The organism is Couchioplanes caeruleus, assembly GCF_023499255.1.
Taxonomy (GTDB): Bacteria; Actinomycetota; Actinomycetes; order Mycobacteriales; family Micromonosporaceae; genus Actinoplanes; species Actinoplanes caeruleus_A.
This window is the reverse complement of record NZ_CP092183.1, coordinates 6,809,158-6,823,533: the sequence shown is the minus strand read 5'-3', so window position 1 is coordinate 6,823,533 and position 14,376 is coordinate 6,809,158. Positions and strand designations below refer to the sequence as shown.

At 72.8% G+C, this 14,376-nt stretch carries 19 protein-coding genes; 10 read left to right on the top strand and 9 right to left on the bottom strand.

The genetic code is table 11. From position 1 onward, the window contains the following. Window position 1 precedes the first annotated feature (1 nt). Genes COUCH_RS31560 through COUCH_RS31550 form a run of 3 tightly spaced genes read right to left on the bottom strand, consistent with a single transcriptional unit; the run spans window position 2 to window position 2,015 of the window. Window positions 2–781 carry a metal ABC transporter ATP-binding protein gene (locus tag COUCH_RS31560; protein ID WP_249608845.1) on the bottom strand — a complete coding sequence of 260 codons (780 nt, stop codon included), beginning with the start codon at window positions 779–781 and terminating at the stop codon, window positions 2–4. Next, window positions 778–1,707 carry a metal ABC transporter substrate-binding protein gene (locus tag COUCH_RS31555; RefSeq protein ID WP_249608844.1) on the bottom strand — a complete coding sequence of 310 codons (930 nt, stop codon included), beginning with the start codon at window positions 1,705–1,707 and terminating at the stop codon, window positions 778–780. The genes COUCH_RS31560 and COUCH_RS31555 overlap by 4 nt, the downstream gene beginning before the upstream one ends. Window positions 1,708–1,754: 47 nt before the next feature. Then, window positions 1,755–2,015: a DUF6703 family protein gene (locus COUCH_RS31550; protein WP_249608843.1), complete on the bottom strand. Its 261-nt coding sequence runs from the start codon at window positions 2,013–2,015 to the stop codon at window positions 1,755–1,757. A gap of 32 nt (window positions 2,016–2,047) precedes the next feature. Between COUCH_RS31550 and COUCH_RS31545 the strand changes: the two genes are divergently transcribed. The 3 genes from COUCH_RS31545 (at window position 2,048) to COUCH_RS31535 (ending at window position 4,372) form a co-directional block, all read left to right on the top strand. After that, the gene (locus tag COUCH_RS31545) at window positions 2,048–2,389 is read left to right on the top strand and encodes an antibiotic biosynthesis monooxygenase family protein (protein WP_249608842.1); all 342 of its coding nucleotides are present in this window, start codon (window positions 2,048–2,050) and stop codon (window positions 2,387–2,389) included. A gap of 17 nt (window positions 2,390–2,406) precedes the next feature. After that, complete coding sequence (locus COUCH_RS31540) at window positions 2,407–2,931, top strand: hypothetical protein (protein ID WP_249608841.1); 525 nt, start codon at window positions 2,407–2,409, stop codon at window positions 2,929–2,931. A 61-nt stretch (window positions 2,932–2,992) separates the two neighbouring features. Further along, window positions 2,993–4,372: a glycine--tRNA ligase gene (locus COUCH_RS31535; protein WP_249608840.1), complete on the top strand. Its 1,380-nt coding sequence runs from the start codon at window positions 2,993–2,995 to the stop codon at window positions 4,370–4,372. A gap of 49 nt (window positions 4,373–4,421) precedes the next feature. Here the strand turns inward: COUCH_RS31535 and COUCH_RS31530 are convergent, their stop codons facing one another. Next, window positions 4,422–4,904 carry an XdhC family protein gene (locus tag COUCH_RS31530; protein WP_249608839.1) on the bottom strand — a complete coding sequence of 161 codons (483 nt, stop codon included), beginning with the start codon at window positions 4,902–4,904 and terminating at the stop codon, window positions 4,422–4,424. 29 nt (window positions 4,905–4,933) lie between these two features. Between COUCH_RS31530 and dusB the strand changes: the two genes are divergently transcribed. Next, entirely contained in the window at window positions 4,934–6,088 is a 1,155-nt protein-coding gene (gene dusB, locus COUCH_RS31525) for a tRNA dihydrouridine synthase DusB (RefSeq protein ID WP_249608838.1), read from the top strand. Further along, window positions 6,085–6,303, top strand: coding sequence for a hypothetical protein (locus COUCH_RS31520; protein WP_249608837.1), 219 nt, complete (start codon window positions 6,085–6,087; stop codon window positions 6,301–6,303). The genes dusB and COUCH_RS31520 overlap by 4 nt, the downstream gene beginning before the upstream one ends. Window positions 6,304–6,379: 76 nt before the next feature. On the opposite strand, the gene COUCH_RS31515 is transcribed toward COUCH_RS31520, so the two are convergent. From COUCH_RS31515 to COUCH_RS31495, 5 genes are all read right to left on the bottom strand, one after another. Further along, the gene (locus COUCH_RS31515; protein WP_199513948.1) at window positions 6,380–6,751 is read right to left on the bottom strand and encodes a hypothetical protein; all 372 of its coding nucleotides are present in this window, start codon (window positions 6,749–6,751) and stop codon (window positions 6,380–6,382) included. A 42-nt stretch (window positions 6,752–6,793) separates the two neighbouring features. After that, window positions 6,794–7,270 (bottom strand): roadblock/LC7 domain-containing protein, encoded by a 477-nt coding sequence (locus COUCH_RS31510; RefSeq protein WP_249608836.1) that lies wholly within the window; start codon window positions 7,268–7,270, stop codon window positions 6,794–6,796. 47 nt (window positions 7,271–7,317) lie between these two features. Beyond that, a complete protein-coding gene (locus COUCH_RS31505) occupies window positions 7,318–8,319 on the bottom strand; it encodes a DUF4388 domain-containing protein (RefSeq protein WP_249608835.1) in 1,002 nt (333 codons plus the stop codon). A 14-nt stretch (window positions 8,320–8,333) separates the two neighbouring features. Then, window positions 8,334–8,714 carry a hypothetical protein gene (locus tag COUCH_RS31500; protein WP_249608834.1) on the bottom strand — a complete coding sequence of 127 codons (381 nt, stop codon included), beginning with the start codon at window positions 8,712–8,714 and terminating at the stop codon, window positions 8,334–8,336. A gap of 133 nt (window positions 8,715–8,847) precedes the next feature. After that, window positions 8,848–9,372 (bottom strand): hypothetical protein, encoded by a 525-nt coding sequence (locus COUCH_RS31495; RefSeq protein WP_249608833.1) that lies wholly within the window; start codon window positions 9,370–9,372, stop codon window positions 8,848–8,850. Between the two features lie 145 nt (window positions 9,373–9,517). Between COUCH_RS31495 and COUCH_RS31490 the strand changes: the two genes are divergently transcribed. From COUCH_RS31490 to COUCH_RS31470, 5 genes are all read left to right on the top strand, one after another. Further along, complete coding sequence (locus COUCH_RS31490; RefSeq protein ID WP_249608832.1) at window positions 9,518–9,871, top strand: VOC family protein; 354 nt, start codon at window positions 9,518–9,520, stop codon at window positions 9,869–9,871. 106 nt (window positions 9,872–9,977) lie between these two features. Beyond that, window positions 9,978–10,706, top strand: a complete 729-nt coding sequence (locus COUCH_RS31485) for a hypothetical protein (protein WP_249608831.1) — start codon at window positions 9,978–9,980, stop codon at window positions 10,704–10,706. Then, on the top strand, window positions 10,703–11,917 hold the full coding sequence (locus COUCH_RS31480) for a deoxyguanosinetriphosphate triphosphohydrolase (RefSeq protein WP_249608830.1): 1,215 nt from the start codon (window positions 10,703–10,705) through the stop codon (window positions 11,915–11,917). Before COUCH_RS31485 ends, COUCH_RS31480 begins: the two co-directional genes overlap by 4 nt. 61 nt (window positions 11,918–11,978) lie before the next feature. Then, window positions 11,979–13,829: a DNA primase gene (gene dnaG, locus COUCH_RS31475; RefSeq protein ID WP_249608829.1), complete on the top strand. Its 1,851-nt coding sequence runs from the start codon at window positions 11,979–11,981 to the stop codon at window positions 13,827–13,829. After that, window positions 13,826–14,356, top strand: a complete 531-nt coding sequence (locus tag COUCH_RS31470) for a hypothetical protein (protein ID WP_249608828.1) — start codon at window positions 13,826–13,828, stop codon at window positions 14,354–14,356. Before dnaG ends, COUCH_RS31470 begins: the two co-directional genes overlap by 4 nt. The last annotated feature ends 20 nt before the right edge of the window (window positions 14,357–14,376 follow it).

The window sequence follows — 14,376 nt, the reverse complement described above, 5'->3', positions numbered from 1 at the left end:
GTCAGTTGGCCGGCATTCTGTCCGTGGGCGCCACGCAGATGCGGGCCTGCTCCGGCTCCGCGTGTGGGTGGACGTGGTCGTGGCCCGGACCGGCGTGATGCCCGGCGGGCTCGGGGACGGCACCCTCGTACGCGATCCGCCCGCCGTGCACCACGACGGCCCGGTCGATCAGCGGCTCCAGCGGGCCCAGCTCGTGCGCGACCAGCAGCACGGTGCCGCCGCGTTCGCCGAATCCGGCCAGCGCCTTCGCGAAGGCCTCCTGGCTCCCGGCGTCGACCCCGGCCGTCGGCTCGTCGAGGACCAGCAGGTCGGGGCGGCCGGCCAGGGCGCGGGCGATGAGCGTGCGCTGCTGCTGGCCGCCGGAGAGCGTCGTGACCGGGTCGTTGATGCGGTCCAGCAGGCCCACGTCGTCCAGTGCCGCCCGGACGGCCTCGCGGTCGGCGGCGCCCGGGAACCGGAAGATGCCCCGGCGGGCGAGCCGGCCGGAGGCCACGACCTCGCCGACGGTGGCGGGCACCCCGCTGCCGGCGCCCATGCGCTGCGGCACGTAGCCGACGCGGGCCCACTGGCGGAACCGGCGCTGCGGGGTGCCGAAGAGCTCGATCTCCCCGCCGGCCAGCGGGACCAGGCCCAGGATCGTACGGATCAACGTGGACTTTCCGGACCCGTTGGCGCCGAGCACGGCGACGACCTCCCCGGCGCCGACGTCCAGCGTGACATCGCGCAGGACGGTGCGGCCGCCGTACGCGACGGCGGCGTGGCGGACCGAGACGACGCTCATGACGTGCACCCGAGGGCGGTGGTGAGGGCGGTCAGGTTGGCGCGCATGACGGAGAAGTAGTCCGCGCCGGGCTCGGTGACGCCCTCGATCGGGTCGAGGACGGCCGTACGGGCACCGACTTCCCGCGCGATGGTCTCGGCGACCTTGGGACTGACCAGGGTCTCGAAGAAGATCGTGGTGGTGCCCGTGGCTCTCGCCTCCTCGGCGACGTGGGCGAGGCGCCGCGGGGACGGCTCCGCCTCGGGGGAGATGCCGGTGATGCCCACCTCGGTGAGCCCGTACCGGTCGGCCAGGTAGTGGAAGGCGGCGTGGCTGGTGACGATCTGCCGCCGGGCGCAGGTGGTGAGCGCCCTGTCGTACTCGTCGTCGAGGGCGGCCAGCTCGGTGCGCAGCGTCTCGGCCCGGCTCGCGTACGCGGCCGCGTGCGCGGGGTCGGCCTGCCCGAGCCGCTCGGCCAGCGCGCCGGCGATCGTGGCGTAGCGGACCGGGTCGAGCCACACGTGCGGGTCGGCGCCCTCGCCGGCCTCGGCGTGCTCCTCCTCGCCCGGCTCGTGCTCGTGCTCCTCGGCCGGCAGCAGCTCGACCACGGCGCCGGCGTCGAACGCCCGGTCCCGCGCCTCGAGGCCGACCGCCTGGTCGACGGCCGGCTGGAAGCCCTTCAGGTGGACCACGAGCCCGGCGGTGCTGACCTTGCCGACCTGACGCGGGTTGAGCTCCACGTCGTGCGGCTCGGCGCCGGGCTTGGTCAGCTGGACCACGCGCACGGCGTCGCCGCCGACGCGCTCGGCGAGGAACTGCAGGGGGTAGAAGGCCGTCACCACGTCGAGGCGGCCGCCGCTGAACCCGCTCGCGGGCTGCCCGCACGCCGCTGCCGCGCCCAGCAGGAGGGCGGCGGCGCTCGCGGCGAGGGCCCGGCGGAGGAGCATGGCACAACAATGCGCCGAGTTGGTAATGATTGTCAAAAGCGCATACGTCAGAGCGCCTTGGCCACCGCCGTCGCGAACAGCAGGGTCAGCAGGATCAGCCGTACGGTCCGCAGCGCCGGCGTCTGCACCGGCCACGTGGTGAAGGTCAGCGCCGTCAGGGCCACGCCGAGCAGGAACAGCAGCGCGGCGCCCACGATGCCGGGCAGGAACAGGCCCGCGAGGAACACCACCAGCGCGGCGATGAACGCCGTCGTCGGGTTCACGCCGGCCAGCCGGCGCAGGAGGTTCTCGGGCGGGGACGGGGTCACGTCGGGCTCCTCGCGGTACGTAGGCTCAGGTCATGCTGGTGCTGAACCGCTTCGTCGTCCCGCCCGACATGCAGGACTCGTTCGTCGAACGGGCGCACGCCGCCCTGACCGCCCTCGCCGCGAGCGCCGGATACCGCTCCGGGCGCCTGACCCGCGCGCTGGACGACCCCGCCTACTGGACCCTGGTCACCGAATGGGAGTCCGTCGGAGCCTACCGCCGGGCGCTCGGCGGGTTCGACGTGAAGGTCCACGCCACCCCGCTGCTGTCGGAGTCCCTCGACGAGCCCTCGGCGTTCGAGACGCTCGCGAGCGCCGCGCCCGGCGCGCAGGTGGAGGCCCGGGCCAGCGACCGGGCCGCCGAGCCCTGGCGCTGAGCCGTACGCTTGATCGCATGACCACCCTGGGTGCGCCCCCGCCGCAGCAGCAGGGACCGCCTCCCGTGCCGGAGCCGCCGTCCGGGCCGGGTGTGGTCCCGCCGTTCCCCGCGCCGCCGGTGGAGGGTCGCGGCCGCCGCGTCGGGCTGGGGCTCGGCCTGGGGGCGCTGGTGCTCGTCCTCGTGCTCGGCGGCGGGCTGGCCGCGTTCATCGGGCTCACCACGGTCGCCACCCGGGCCCTCAACGAGCAGGCCGACGTGGTCGTCAGCGACTACCTCGACGCGGTGCGCGACAAGCGCTACGGCGAGGCGTACGACATGTTGTGCCAGCAGACCAGGGACAACGAGACCGAGGCGGAGTTCACCAGCCAGGTCTCCGCCGGGGAGCCGATCGCCAGCTTCGACGTGGGCGACGTGGAGCTCGTGCAGATGTCGGCGCCGGTCGACGTCACGTACGCCGACGGCTCCACCGCCCGGCTGCGGGCGTACCTCGCGCAGAACCGCCGGACGGGCGGGTTCGAGGTGTGCCGCGTCGAGGAGTAATCTCCTGATTTTGTCCGCATCCCTATAGTCCCCGCCGACAACCAGCCGGCGTAGGAGGAACATGCCCGTCGACCGTATCGACGCCGTCGTCAGCCTGGCCAAGCGCCGCGGCCTCGTCTTCCCCTCCAGCGAGATCTACGGAGGCACCCGTTCGGCGTGGGACTACGGCCCCCTCGGCGTGGAGCTGAAGGAGAACGTCCGCCGGCAGTGGTGGCGCACCATGGTGCAGCAGCGCGACGACATCGTCGGCCTCGACTCCGCCGTCATCCTGGCCCGCGACGTGTGGGCGGCCTCCGGCCACCTCGACGCGTTCGTCGACCCGCTGACCGAGTGCCAGTCGTGCCACAAGCGCTTCCGCGCCGACCACCTCGAGGAGGCGTGGGAGGCCAAGCACGGCTCGGCCCCCGCTTCGCTGAGCGAGCTCAACTGCCCCAACTGCGGCAACAAGGGGACGTTCACCGAGCCCAAGATGTTCAACGGGCTCATGAAGACGTACCTCGGGCCCACCGAGAGCGCCGACGGCCTGCACTACCTGCGCCCGGAGACCGCCCAGGGCATCTTCGTGAACTACAACAACGTGGCGACCGCCGCGCGCAAGAAGCCGCCGTTCGGCATCGCGCAGGTCGGCAAGTCGTTCCGCAACGAGATCACCCCGGGCAACTTCATCTTCCGTACGCGCGAGTTCGAGCAGATGGAGATGGAGTTCTTCGTCGAGCCCGGCACCGACGAGACCTGGCACGAGTACTGGCTCGAGCAGCGCTGGAACTGGTACCGCGACCTCGGCCTGGCGGAGCAGAACCTGCGCTTCTTCGAGCACCCCAAGGAGAAGCTCTCGCACTACTCGAAGCGCACGGTCGACATCGAGTACAGGTTCCGCTTCGGCGGCACCGAGTTCGCCGAGCTCGAGGGCATCGCCAACCGCACCGACTTCGACCTGAGCACGCACTCCAAGCACTCCGGCGTCGACCTGTCCTTCTTCGACCAGGAGAAGCAGGAGCGCTGGGTGCCGTACGTGATCGAGCCGGCCGCCGGCCTCACCCGCGCGGTGCTGGCCTTCCTGCTCGAGGCCTACGACGAGGACGAGGCCCCCAACACCAAGGGCGGCGTCGACAAGCGGACGGTCATGCGCTTCGACCCCCGCCTGGCGCCGATCAAGGTCGCGGTGCTCCCGCTCTCCCGCAACCCGGAGCTGTCCCCGAAGGCCCGCGGCCTCGCCGACACGCTGCGCAAGCGCTGGATGGTCGAGTTCGACGACTCGCAGGCCATCGGCCGTCGCTACCGCCGCCAGGACGAGATCGGCACCCCGTTCTGCGTGACCGTGGACTTCGACACCCTCACCGACGACGCGGTGACGGTCCGGGACCGCGACACGATGAAGCAGGAGCGGGTCGGCCTGGCCCAGATCGAGGACTACCTCATCAAGCGCCTGCCGGGCTGCTGAGCTGTTCCTCCGGAGCGCCGTCCGCTGCTGCGGGCGGCGCTTCGCGCTGTCAGAACTCGAAGCCGCCCGGCCGGTCGTTGCGGTCGGCGATCAGGCCGGCGAGCGTCGCCACCGCGATCTCCGCGGCGGTCCGGCTGCCGATGTTCAGCCCGACGGGCCGGTGCACCCGGGCGATCTCCTCGTCCGGCACCCCCAGCTCCCGGAGCGCCGCTATGTGCGGGCCCTCCTTGTGCGGGTTGCCGACGATGCCGATCCAGCGGGCGCCGCTCGCCAGGGCCTCCTGGAGGACCGGGCCGATCTCCGGCCGGTCGTGATCGGTCAGCACGATGTCGGTGTGCTCCGTCACCCCCGCGGCGGACAGGTCACCCACGAACGTGTCGCCGTGCGGCTTCGGCGAGCCCTGCAGCCGGGTCGGGTCCGGCTCCACCAGCGTGCAGCGGAAACCGACGTCCAGGCCCAGGCGCAGCAGCGCCTCGGCGACCGGCGACTCGAAGACGGCGACCAGGTGGCGGGGGCTCTGCTCGGTCTGCACAGCCTGACTGTGCCAGAGCCCGGTGTGTAATGCTCGACGGCGTGACCCTCGCACTCTCCGCCAAGCCCCTGACGCTGGGCAGCCACCAGGTGTGGCCGCCGGTCGTGCTCGCGCCGATGGCCGGCATCACCAACGTGGCCTTCCGCAAGCTCTGCCGCGAACAGGGCGGCGGCGTCTACGTCTGCGAGATGATCACCACCCGGGCCCTCGTCGAGCGCATCCCCAAGACCCTCAAGATGATCCAGTTCGGCCCGGACGAGGACTTCCGCAGCCTCCAGCTGTACGGCGTCGACCCGGACGTGACCGCCGCGGCCGTCCGGATGGTCGCCGAGGAGAACCTCGCCGACCACGTCGACCTCAACTTCGGCTGCCCGGTCCCCAAGGTCACCCGCCGCGGCGGCGGCAGCGCCCTGCCGTGGCGGCGCAAGCTCTTCGGCCGGATCGTCAAGCAGGCGGTCGAGGCGGCCGCGCCGGCCGGCATCCCGCTCACCGTCAAGATGCGCAAGGGCATCGACGACGACCACCTGACGTACGTCGAGGCCGGCCTGATCGCGCAGGAGGCGGGCGTCGCGGCGGTGGCGCTGCACGCGCGTACGGCCGAGCAGCGCTACTCGGGAACGGCCGACTGGGACGCGATCGCGACGCTGAAGCAGGCCCTCGACGTCCCGGTGCTCGGCAACGGCGACATCTGGGAGGCCTCGGACGCGCTGCGCATGGTCGCGCACACCGGCGTCGACGGCGTGGTCGTGGGCCGCGGCTGCCTCGGCCGGCCCTGGCTCTTCAAGGACCTGCAGGCGGCGTTCAACGGCGTCGAGTCGCAGGAGTTGCCCACCCTGGGCGAGGTGGCAGCCATCATGTCCCGGCACGCGCACCTGCTGGTCGAGGCGCTCGAGGACGAGAAGCACGGCTGCGCGGACTTCCGCAAGCACGTCGCCTGGTACCTCAAGGGCTTCCCGGTCGGCGGCGACCTGCGCCGCGCCCTCGCGATGGTCTCCTCGCTCGCCGAACTCGACGACCTGCTCGGCAAGCTGGACGGGGACCTGCCATTCCCCCACGAGTCGCTCGGGCAGCCGCGCGGCCGGATCAACGCGCCGGGCAAGGTGTCGCTGCCGTACGGCTGGCTCGACAGCCGCGACGACGACACCGTCCCGGAGGGCGCCGAGATGGAGAACAGCGGCGGATGACGTACCCGCAGCCCGACCTGCCTCCGCTGGCCTGCTTCACCACGGAGTACCCCCCCAACACCTTCCCGGCGCTGCCGGTCCGCGAGGGCGAGCACGTCTTCGCCTGGTTCGCGAGGTTCCACGACCAGGCCGCGGCGGACGCCTACCTGGCGGACCGCCGGGGGAGCGAGCCGGTGCTGGTGCTCGCTCCGACCGCCCGCTCACTGCTGCGTTAGGCGCTGCCGGCCTCAGGCGGACAGGGAGGCGGGGAGGGCGCCAGGTGCCCTCCCCGCCCCGCATCGTACGGCCGGCTCAGACGTCGAGGTCGTTCTCGATGCGCTTGAGCTGGTGCCGGGCCATCGCCAGGTTGGCGCGGTCGCGGCGCAGGGCGACGTACAGGAAGAGGCCCTTGCCGGAGCGGCTCGTCAGCGGCCTGATCATGTGGTACTGGGTGTCCAGGGTGATGAGGATGTCCTCGATCTTCTCGCTGAGGTTGAGCATCTCCATCGCCCGCAGCTTGGCGCGGACCACGTCGGTGTTGCCGGCCGCGGCGACCGTCAGGTCGAGGTCCTTGCCGCCGCCGGCGGTGCCGAGGGCCATGCCGCTGGTGTGGTCGACCAGCGCGACGCCGACCGCGCCGTCGATGTCCATGATCTCTTTGAGTGCGGTGTCCATGTCGGGCATGGGGAATTCCTCCGTCTGTGCAGTGGGGTGTTGGGTGAGGCCTCAGCGGCCTCGGATGGAGCTGGGCAGGGTGGCCATCGGCGTGCGCCGTGCGAGCGGGATGGCCGGGCCGGCCTGTACGGGAATCTCCGGCCGCGGGGCCGGCGCGGCGTCGAGGACCAGGACCTGCACGAGCCGGCGTACGGCCCGGCGCGCCTCGAGGTGCACCATCGCCAGGTTGGCGTTCCCGGTCGTCACGAGCGTCAGCAGGGCACTGGGCCCCGCGGTGTACGAGGTGATGTACCCGCCGTCGCACTCCACCACCGATTCGCGCAGGTCGCCGTGGTTGACGGCGTGCGCGAAGCGCCTGGCGAGGGCGAGGTGGGCGGCGGCGAGGGCGGCGATGCTGTCGGGCTCGATGCCGTGGGCGTCGTGCGCGACGACCATGCCGTCGGTGGTGGCGAGGACACTGCCGGTGAGTTCGGGCAGCCGGTGGCGGAGGTTGCCGAGTTCCGTCAGTACCGCCGGATCCACCGTCATCCTCGGTGTCTCCTTCCTCATGTCGGCCGTCAGCGGGGGCGCCCGCGTCACCGCAGGGCCCGCAGCGCGGTGCGGATGCGTTTCAGCAGGACTTCGTCGGTCCCCGGATGCGGCGGCGCCGGCTGGGCGATGAGCTCCTTGGGGAGCTTGGCGCCGGGTTTGCGCCGGGCGAGCCGCGGCGGCCGGTTGGCCGGGCCGGGTTCAGCCTCGCGCGGGGGGTCGCCCGAGGCGAGACCGGGACGGGCCCGGGTGACGATGGGTACGGTCGGCCCGTCCGGCACCGTCGCCGGGGAAGCGACCGCGCTCTGCGGGGCCGAGGTGCGCGCCCGGGGCACGCGGGCGAAGGCGGGGTCGGTGCCGGCCACCCGCTCGCCGGGCGACTCGATGAGACCGAGGGCCGCCAGCCGGCGCAGCTCCTGGACCGTGGCGTACCCGGCGCGGCCCAGCAGCAGCGCCAGGTCGGCCGGGGTGCGCTGGCCGTCGGCGTGCACCAGCAGCTCCCACTGCGCCGCGGTGACGGTGATCCGTTCCCGGGGCGGCCGGGGTACCGGGGTCACCGCCGCGGTGTCGATCCGCACGTTGGGGAAGATGTCGTCGAGCAGCCGGGCCCGCCGCCGGGACTCGCGGACCACGGCGGCCGCGTCGACGCGTACGACGTCACCCAGCCAGTGCGCCGCCCCGTCGAGGAAGTTCACCGGCGCCGCCGCCGGGGCGAGCGCGAAGTACGCGGCGTCGTACGTGGCTCCCAGCACACACAGCTCCAGTTCCCCCTGGGTGATGTGGCCCTGCTCGAGCAGCACCCGCCCCACCCGGGCCTGCGAGGTGGCGGTGTCCAGCGCCGCCTGCCACGTACGCGGCGCCAGCCGGCCGGAGGCGGTCAGCAGCTCACCGACGCCCGGCGCCGCGGCCGACTCGGCGTACGTCACCCGGCCGTCGACCAGGTAGAGCGTGCCGCCCGGCGGGCCGCCGACGACCAGGGCACCGGTTCGCCCTTCGCCGGCCGCCTGCGTGAGCAGGCTGCCGGGCGCCGCGGACGTCGGGGACTTCACGGTGGCTCCTAGGGTCAGGTGGAGATCAGCTCGTCGGCGAGGCGTTCCATGCGGCGGCGGGCCACGGCGAGGTTGCCGCGGACCCGGTCCAGCCACACGTAGAGCACCAGCCGGCTGTCGAAGTCGGTCCGGACGAGCCGCAGCAGGTGGTAACCCCCCGCGGTCGTGATGATCAGGTCCTCGAGGAGGTCGTGCGGCACGGCCGAGACGAACAGCGACCGGCTCTGCGCGGCCTGGACGACGTCGGCGGTGCCGGCGGCCGCGGCCTCGTGGTCCTCGTTGGGTGCGGCCCCGGTCGTGGCGACCGGGAAACCGGTGGTGTAGTCGACGATGCTGGCCCCGATCGCGCCGGGGATCGCCATGGCCTCCTGCAGACAGTGCTCGACCCCGGGCACATCTCTCCTCGCCGAGTGATGCTCCGCCGGTGGCTCCCTCAAGCTGCCGGCGGTTCGGGTGGATGCGGTTCCGCTCGGGCGGGGTCTGGAGGTTCCCGCCGTCACAAGGGGCCATCCTGCGGGTGAGCCGCGCTCACGAGTCGCACCCGCTGTGCGTCATGTGCGTCGATGCTCGTCCGGCGGCGTGCGTACGCGCGCGGGACGCCCGGCGCGGCGCGGGCCGGGTCAGCAGCCGCTTGGCCGCCTCGGGACCGAGCGCGCCCAGCTCACAGTGGGGGACCGTGCCGAACCAGTGCCGCTCGCCCGGTACGAACCGCAGCGGCGCGTCGCCCGCCGCGAGCAGGACCTGCGTCACGGCAGTGATGGTGGCCACCACCCGGCACGCCAGCTCGTGGTGGCCGAGGTGCCCGTCACGCAGCAGCAGCCGGCCGACCCGCCCCTCGCCGTGCCCGGCCGCGTACGCCTCCCGCCAATGCCGCGCGGACAGCCGGCCGCAGCCCACCAGCCGCGCCCCGATGCCCGGGCAGCCCGGCGACTCGGCGTACGAGATGCGTCCGGCGATGAGATAGACGACCCCGCCCGGCGTGCCCCCGACGTGCAGGGCGCCGGTGCAGCCGGCCTCGGCCAGCGCGGTGAGACGGCGGTGCAACGCATTCATCGATCGGTCTCCTCCTCGCGGCCAGTGTCGGCGCGCCGGGGCGGGAGGATGTCGCACGACGCGTGCGTCGTTCCCCGGTGGTGGGGACGCCGTCTGCGCGTAACATGATCGTCACTTTCGATGGCGTCTCGTGGAGGTTTGCCGTATGCCCAGCCGGTGGGAGCAGATCGTCGTCGACGCCGAGGACCCGGCACGGCTCGCCCGCTGGTGGGCCGAGGCGCTCGGCTACCGGATCGTGCACGAGGCGCCCGGCGAGGTCGAGATCCGGCGCACCCCGGACGAGCTGCCCGGGCTGCTCTTCACCCCCGTGCCGGACGCCAAGACCACGAAGAACCGCCTGCACATCGACCTGCGCCCGGACGACCAGGAGTCGGAGGTCGAGCGCCTCGTCGACATGGGCGCCCGGCCGGTCGACATCGGCCAGCACGACGTCGGCTGGGTGGTTCTCGCCGACCCGGAGGGCAACGAGTTCTGCGTGCTGGCGTCCCGCCGTCAGTAGGTGAACTGACCGATCAGGCCCCGGATCTCGGTGGCGGCGGCGCTCACGCGCTCCGCGGAGCGCCGGGTCGTGTTCGCCTCCTCCGCGGTGGCGCCCGGTCGACGTGGTGATCTCACCGACCGTGCCGCTGATCTCGGTGGCCGCCGCCGACACCGCTCCGACGTTGCCGGCCATCATCTCGGTCGTCGCCGACTGTTCCTCCACCGCCGCGGCGATCGTGCGCTGCCCGTCGTCGATGTGCGTGATCACCCCCGTGATGCCGTCGATGGCCGTGGCCGTCCGCGAGGTCATGTCCTGGATCGCCGTGGGCGGCCGCGGCGGCCGCGGCGGCCCGGTCGGAGGCGGCGAGCGCCACCATCGACGTCGCCGCGTCACCGTACGCGACGACATCCGGCCGCACCTGCGCGTAGCGGGCGGTCAACGCGGCCGGTGCCCGCTCGGCGGCGGCGTCGAAGTTGCCGACCAGCGACCGGGCGTGCTCGTTCACCTCATCCACGCCGAAGGCGGCCCGCTGCTGCGCGGTCGTCGCGTACATCGCGGACATCACGTCGGCACGCAACCCGTCGTGCATCATGTCGGCGTTCCACTGGTGACTCATGCCGTCGCTGATCCGGGCCATGTCCGCGGTGGCCGTCGCCTGGTTCGACGAACCTCACGCCGCCGCGGCGCCCACCAGTGCCACGGCCGCCACCGCGATACCCGCCATGATCATCAGTCGGGCGGCGATGCTCACCCGGGACCGGCCGTACGATTCGGACTCCACGTCAATCGCACCGGCCCCCGGCGGGTTCCGCTTAGGGTTGATCGCATGACGGGCGACGGGTTCAGCGCATGACGGGCGATGCGGAACGCCGGGTCACCGAGCCTGCCAAGGACAGCGGCTACGGGCGGACCCCGTACGAACGCGACCGTGCCCGCGTGCTGCATTCTGCAGGCTTCCGGCGGCTCGCGGCCAAGACCCAGGTGCACACCGCCGGCTCCGACGACTTCCTGCGTACCCGCCTCACCCACTCCCTCGAGGTCGCCCAGATCTCCCGGGAGATGGGCGCCCGCCTCGGCTGCGACCCCGACGTCGTCGACGTGGCCGGCCTCGCCCACGACATCGGACACCCGCCCTTCGGCCACAACGGAGAGGCCGCCCTCGACGCGATCGCCCAGCCCTGCGGCGGCTTCGAGGGCAACGCACAGACCCTGCGCGTGCTCACCCGCCTCGAGGCCAAGGTCGAGGGCGCCGGCCTCAACCTCACCCGCGCCTCCCTCGACGCCACCTGCAAATACCCCTGGCCGCGGCGCCCCGGCACCCGCAAGTTCGGCGTCTACCCCGACGACCTGGAAACCTTCCGATGGGTACGGGCAGCAGCCCCCGAAGACGGCCGCCGCTGCCTCGAGGCGCAGGTCATGGACTGGGCGGACGACGTCGCGTACTCGGTCCACGACGTCGAGGACGGCATCCACGGCGGCTACCTGTCGCTGCGCCCGCTGCTCCACGACGCCGGCGAACGCGCCGAGCTGTGCGCCGACGTGGCCGCCACCTACTCCGACGAGACCGCCCGGGACCTCGGCGAAGCCCTCGACCTCCTGCTCGCCGACGACGTGGTGGCCGCCGCCGCGGACTACGACGGCACGTACCGGGCCCAGGTCGCGCTCAAGCGGATGACCAGCGTGCTCACCGGCCGCTTCGTCTCCTCGGCGGTCGGCGCCACCAACAGCCGGCACGGCAGCGAACCGGTCCGCCGCTACGCCGCGGACCTCGTCGTGCCGCGTACGGTCCGCAACCAGTGCGCGCTCCTGAAGGGCATGGCATTGCGCTACGTGATGCGCGCCCGGGCCGCGGAAGACTGGTACGAGCAGCAGCGCGAGATCGTCACCACCCTGGTCGGGACGCTCTGCGACCGGGCCCCCGACCACCTCGACCCCATGTTCGCGGCCCTCTGGAAGGAAGCGGCCGACGACCCGGCCCGCCTGCGCGTGGTGATCGACCAGGTCGCCTCGCTGACCGACCCCGCGGCGGTCGCCTGGCACCGGGCGCTCGTGGCGGGCCGGTGACGCCCGCTCCGGCGGCGGACCCTCGTGGCAGGCCGCCGGTGGGGCGAGGCAGTATGTAGCCGTGGCGGGCAGGGTCAAGGACGAAGACATCGCGCTGGTCCGCGACCGCACCTCGATAGCGGACGTGATCAGCGAGACCGTGACGCTGCGGTCGGCGGGCGGCGGCAACCTCAAGGGCCTCTGCCCCTTCCACGACGAGAAGACCCCTTCGTTCACCGTTTCCCCAGCTCGCGGCGTGTATTTCTGCCACGGGTGCGGCTCGGGCGGGGACGCCATCAAGTTCCTCATGGACGCCGAGCACCTGAGCTTCGTCGAGTCGCTCGAGCGCCTCGCCGGCAAGGCCGGCATCCAGCTGCGCTATGAGACGTACGCGGATGATCGGCCCGGAAGCGCACCCAGGCCGCAGACCGGGCAGCGGCAGCGGCTCATCGCGGCACACGCCGCGGCCGCCGAGTTCTACCGTGACCAGCTCGGGAAGGCCGGCGCGCGCAAGGCCCGGGAGTTCCTCGCGCAGCGGGGGTTCGGCCGGGACGCCGCCGAGAAGTACGGGTGCGGCTTCGCGCCCGAGGGCTGGGACCTGCTCACCAAGCATCTGCGGCAGAAGGGCTTCACCGCCGAGGAGCTGACCGCGGGTGGCCTGGCCAAGCCGGCGCGCTCCGGTTCGCTGATCGACCGGTTCCGCCGCCGCCTGCTCTGGCCGATCCGCGACCTGAGCGGCGACGTCATCGGCTTCGGCGCGCGCAAGCTGTTCGAGGACGACGACGGCCCGAAGTACCTGAACACACCGGAGTCGCCGCTCTACAAGAAGTCCCACGTCCTGTACGGCATCGACTTCGCCAAGCGGGAGATCGCCAAGCGCGGCCGTGCGGTCATCGTCGAGGGGTACACCGATGTCATGGCGTGCCATGAGGCGGGGGAGCCGACGGCGGTGGCGACGTGCGGCACGGCGTTCGGCGTCGACCACATCGGGGTGCTGCGCCGGCTGCTGATGGACAGCGACAGCTTCACCGGCGAGATCATCTACACGTTCGACGGGGACGCGGCCGGGCAGAAGGCGGCGCTGCGGGCGTTCGAGGAGGACCAGCGGTTCGTCGGGCGCACGTTCATCGCGGTCAGCCCGGACAACATGGACCCCTGCGAGCTGCGCCTGGCCCGCGGCGATCTCGCCGTACGCGACATGATCGCCGGCCGGGAGCCGCTGGTGGACTTCGCGCTGCGGCAGACGCTGGCGCGCTTCGACCTGGACACCGTCGAGGGCCGGGTCGAGGCCATGCGCAAGGCCGCGCCGCTGGTCGCGAAGATCAAGGACCGGGAGAAGCGCCCGGAGTACGCCCGCAAGCTCGCCGGCGACCTCGGCATGGACCTGGAGCCGGTGCAGCGGGCCGTGGCCGCCGCGATGGCGCCGGACGCCCCGGTGGTGTCCCAGCGCCGGGCCGCGGAGAGCCCGCAACGCCAGGTCGAGCGCGAGACGCTGAAGCTGGCGCTGCAGCTTCCGGTCCTGGCCGGGCCGATGTTCGACGCGATCGAGGCCGACTCGTACGGCGACCCGGTGCTGCGCGCGATCCGCGAGGCGGTCGCGGCGGCCGGCGGCACGGCGTCGGCGACCGGCGGCGCGGTGTGGATCGAGGCGGTCCGCGACGCCTGCCAGGACCTCGGCGCGAAGGCGCTGATCGGCGAGCTGTCGGTGGAGCCGCTGCTGGTCGACGGCGAGGCCGACCTGCGGTACGTCCAGATCACCCTGGCCCGGCTCCAGATCGGCTCGGTGACCACCCGGATCAAGGACCTGAAGTCGAAGGTCCAGCGCCTCAACCCCGTGGCCCACAAGGACGAGTACCTCGCCCTGGCCGGCGAGCTCTTCTCCCTCGAACAGCACGCTCGCGCGCTCCGCGAGCAGGCAGCAGGTGCATTGTGAGTCTGTTCCACCGCCGTCCCAAGCTTCCGCCGGAGCTGCGCCCACCGCTGGAGGCCGACGAGCGCGTGCTCGCCTGGGCCTTCGTGGGCGAGCCGGGGCAGCAGGTGCTCGTGGCCACCAACCGCGGCCTGTGGCAGCCGGACGGCCGGCGGCTCGGCTGGCACGAGATCCAGAAGGCCGAGTGGTCGGGCCGGGAACTGCGGATCACCCCGGCGGAGGTTGCGCAGGAACGAGCCGGGTACGCGGTGACGGTGGACGCCCCGATCGTCGGGTTCCTGCTGCTGGAGCCGGGTGAGCTGCCGGACCAGGTGCGGACCCGGGTCACCCGCTCGGTCGCGTACACGTCGCACCATCCGCTGCCGCCCAACGGCGGGGTCCGGGTGGTCGGGCGCCGCATCAGCGGCGTCGACGGCCTGACCTGGTCGGTGCGCTACGACGCCCGCACCGCGGTCGACGCGGACCCGGTCGTGGACGTCACCGACCAGCTGGTCGAGGCCGCCCGGGAAGCGGCGGCGCCGCCCTCCTGAGGTTTGTCACACCCCCTCAC

Excerpts from the sequence above, each read along its gene's own strand:
- COUCH_RS31555 (WP_249608844.1), bottom strand. The coding sequence starts at position 1,707 with ATGCTCCTCCGCCGGGCCCTCGCCGCGAGCGCCGCCGCCCTCCTGCTG.
- COUCH_RS31490 (WP_249608832.1), top strand. The coding sequence starts at position 9,518 with ATGCCCAGCCGGTGGGAGCAGATCGTCGTCGACGCCGAGGACCCGGCA.
- COUCH_RS31545 (WP_249608842.1), top strand. The coding sequence starts at position 2,048 with ATGCTGGTGCTGAACCGCTTCGTCGTCCCGCCCGACATGCAGGACTCG.
- COUCH_RS31480 (WP_249608830.1), top strand. The coding sequence starts at position 10,703 with ATGACGGGCGATGCGGAACGCCGGGTCACCGAGCCTGCCAAGGACAGC.
- COUCH_RS31520 (WP_249608837.1), top strand. The coding sequence starts at position 6,085 with ATGACGTACCCGCAGCCCGACCTGCCTCCGCTGGCCTGCTTCACCACG.
- dusB (WP_249608838.1), top strand. The coding sequence starts at position 4,934 with ATGCTCGACGGCGTGACCCTCGCACTCTCCGCCAAGCCCCTGACGCTG.
- COUCH_RS31510 (WP_249608836.1), bottom strand. The coding sequence starts at position 7,270 with ATGACGGTGGATCCGGCGGTACTGACGGAACTCGGCAACCTCCGCCAC.
- COUCH_RS31495 (WP_249608833.1), bottom strand. The coding sequence starts at position 9,372 with ATGAATGCGTTGCACCGCCGTCTCACCGCGCTGGCCGAGGCCGGCTGC.
- COUCH_RS31515 (WP_199513948.1), bottom strand. The coding sequence starts at position 6,751 with ATGCCCGACATGGACACCGCACTCAAAGAGATCATGGACATCGACGGC.
- COUCH_RS31560 (WP_249608845.1), bottom strand. The coding sequence starts at position 781 with ATGAGCGTCGTCTCGGTCCGCCACGCCGCCGTCGCGTACGGCGGCCGC.
- COUCH_RS31535 (WP_249608840.1), top strand. The coding sequence starts at position 2,993 with ATGCCCGTCGACCGTATCGACGCCGTCGTCAGCCTGGCCAAGCGCCGC.
- COUCH_RS31540 (WP_249608841.1), top strand. The coding sequence starts at position 2,407 with ATGACCACCCTGGGTGCGCCCCCGCCGCAGCAGCAGGGACCGCCTCCC.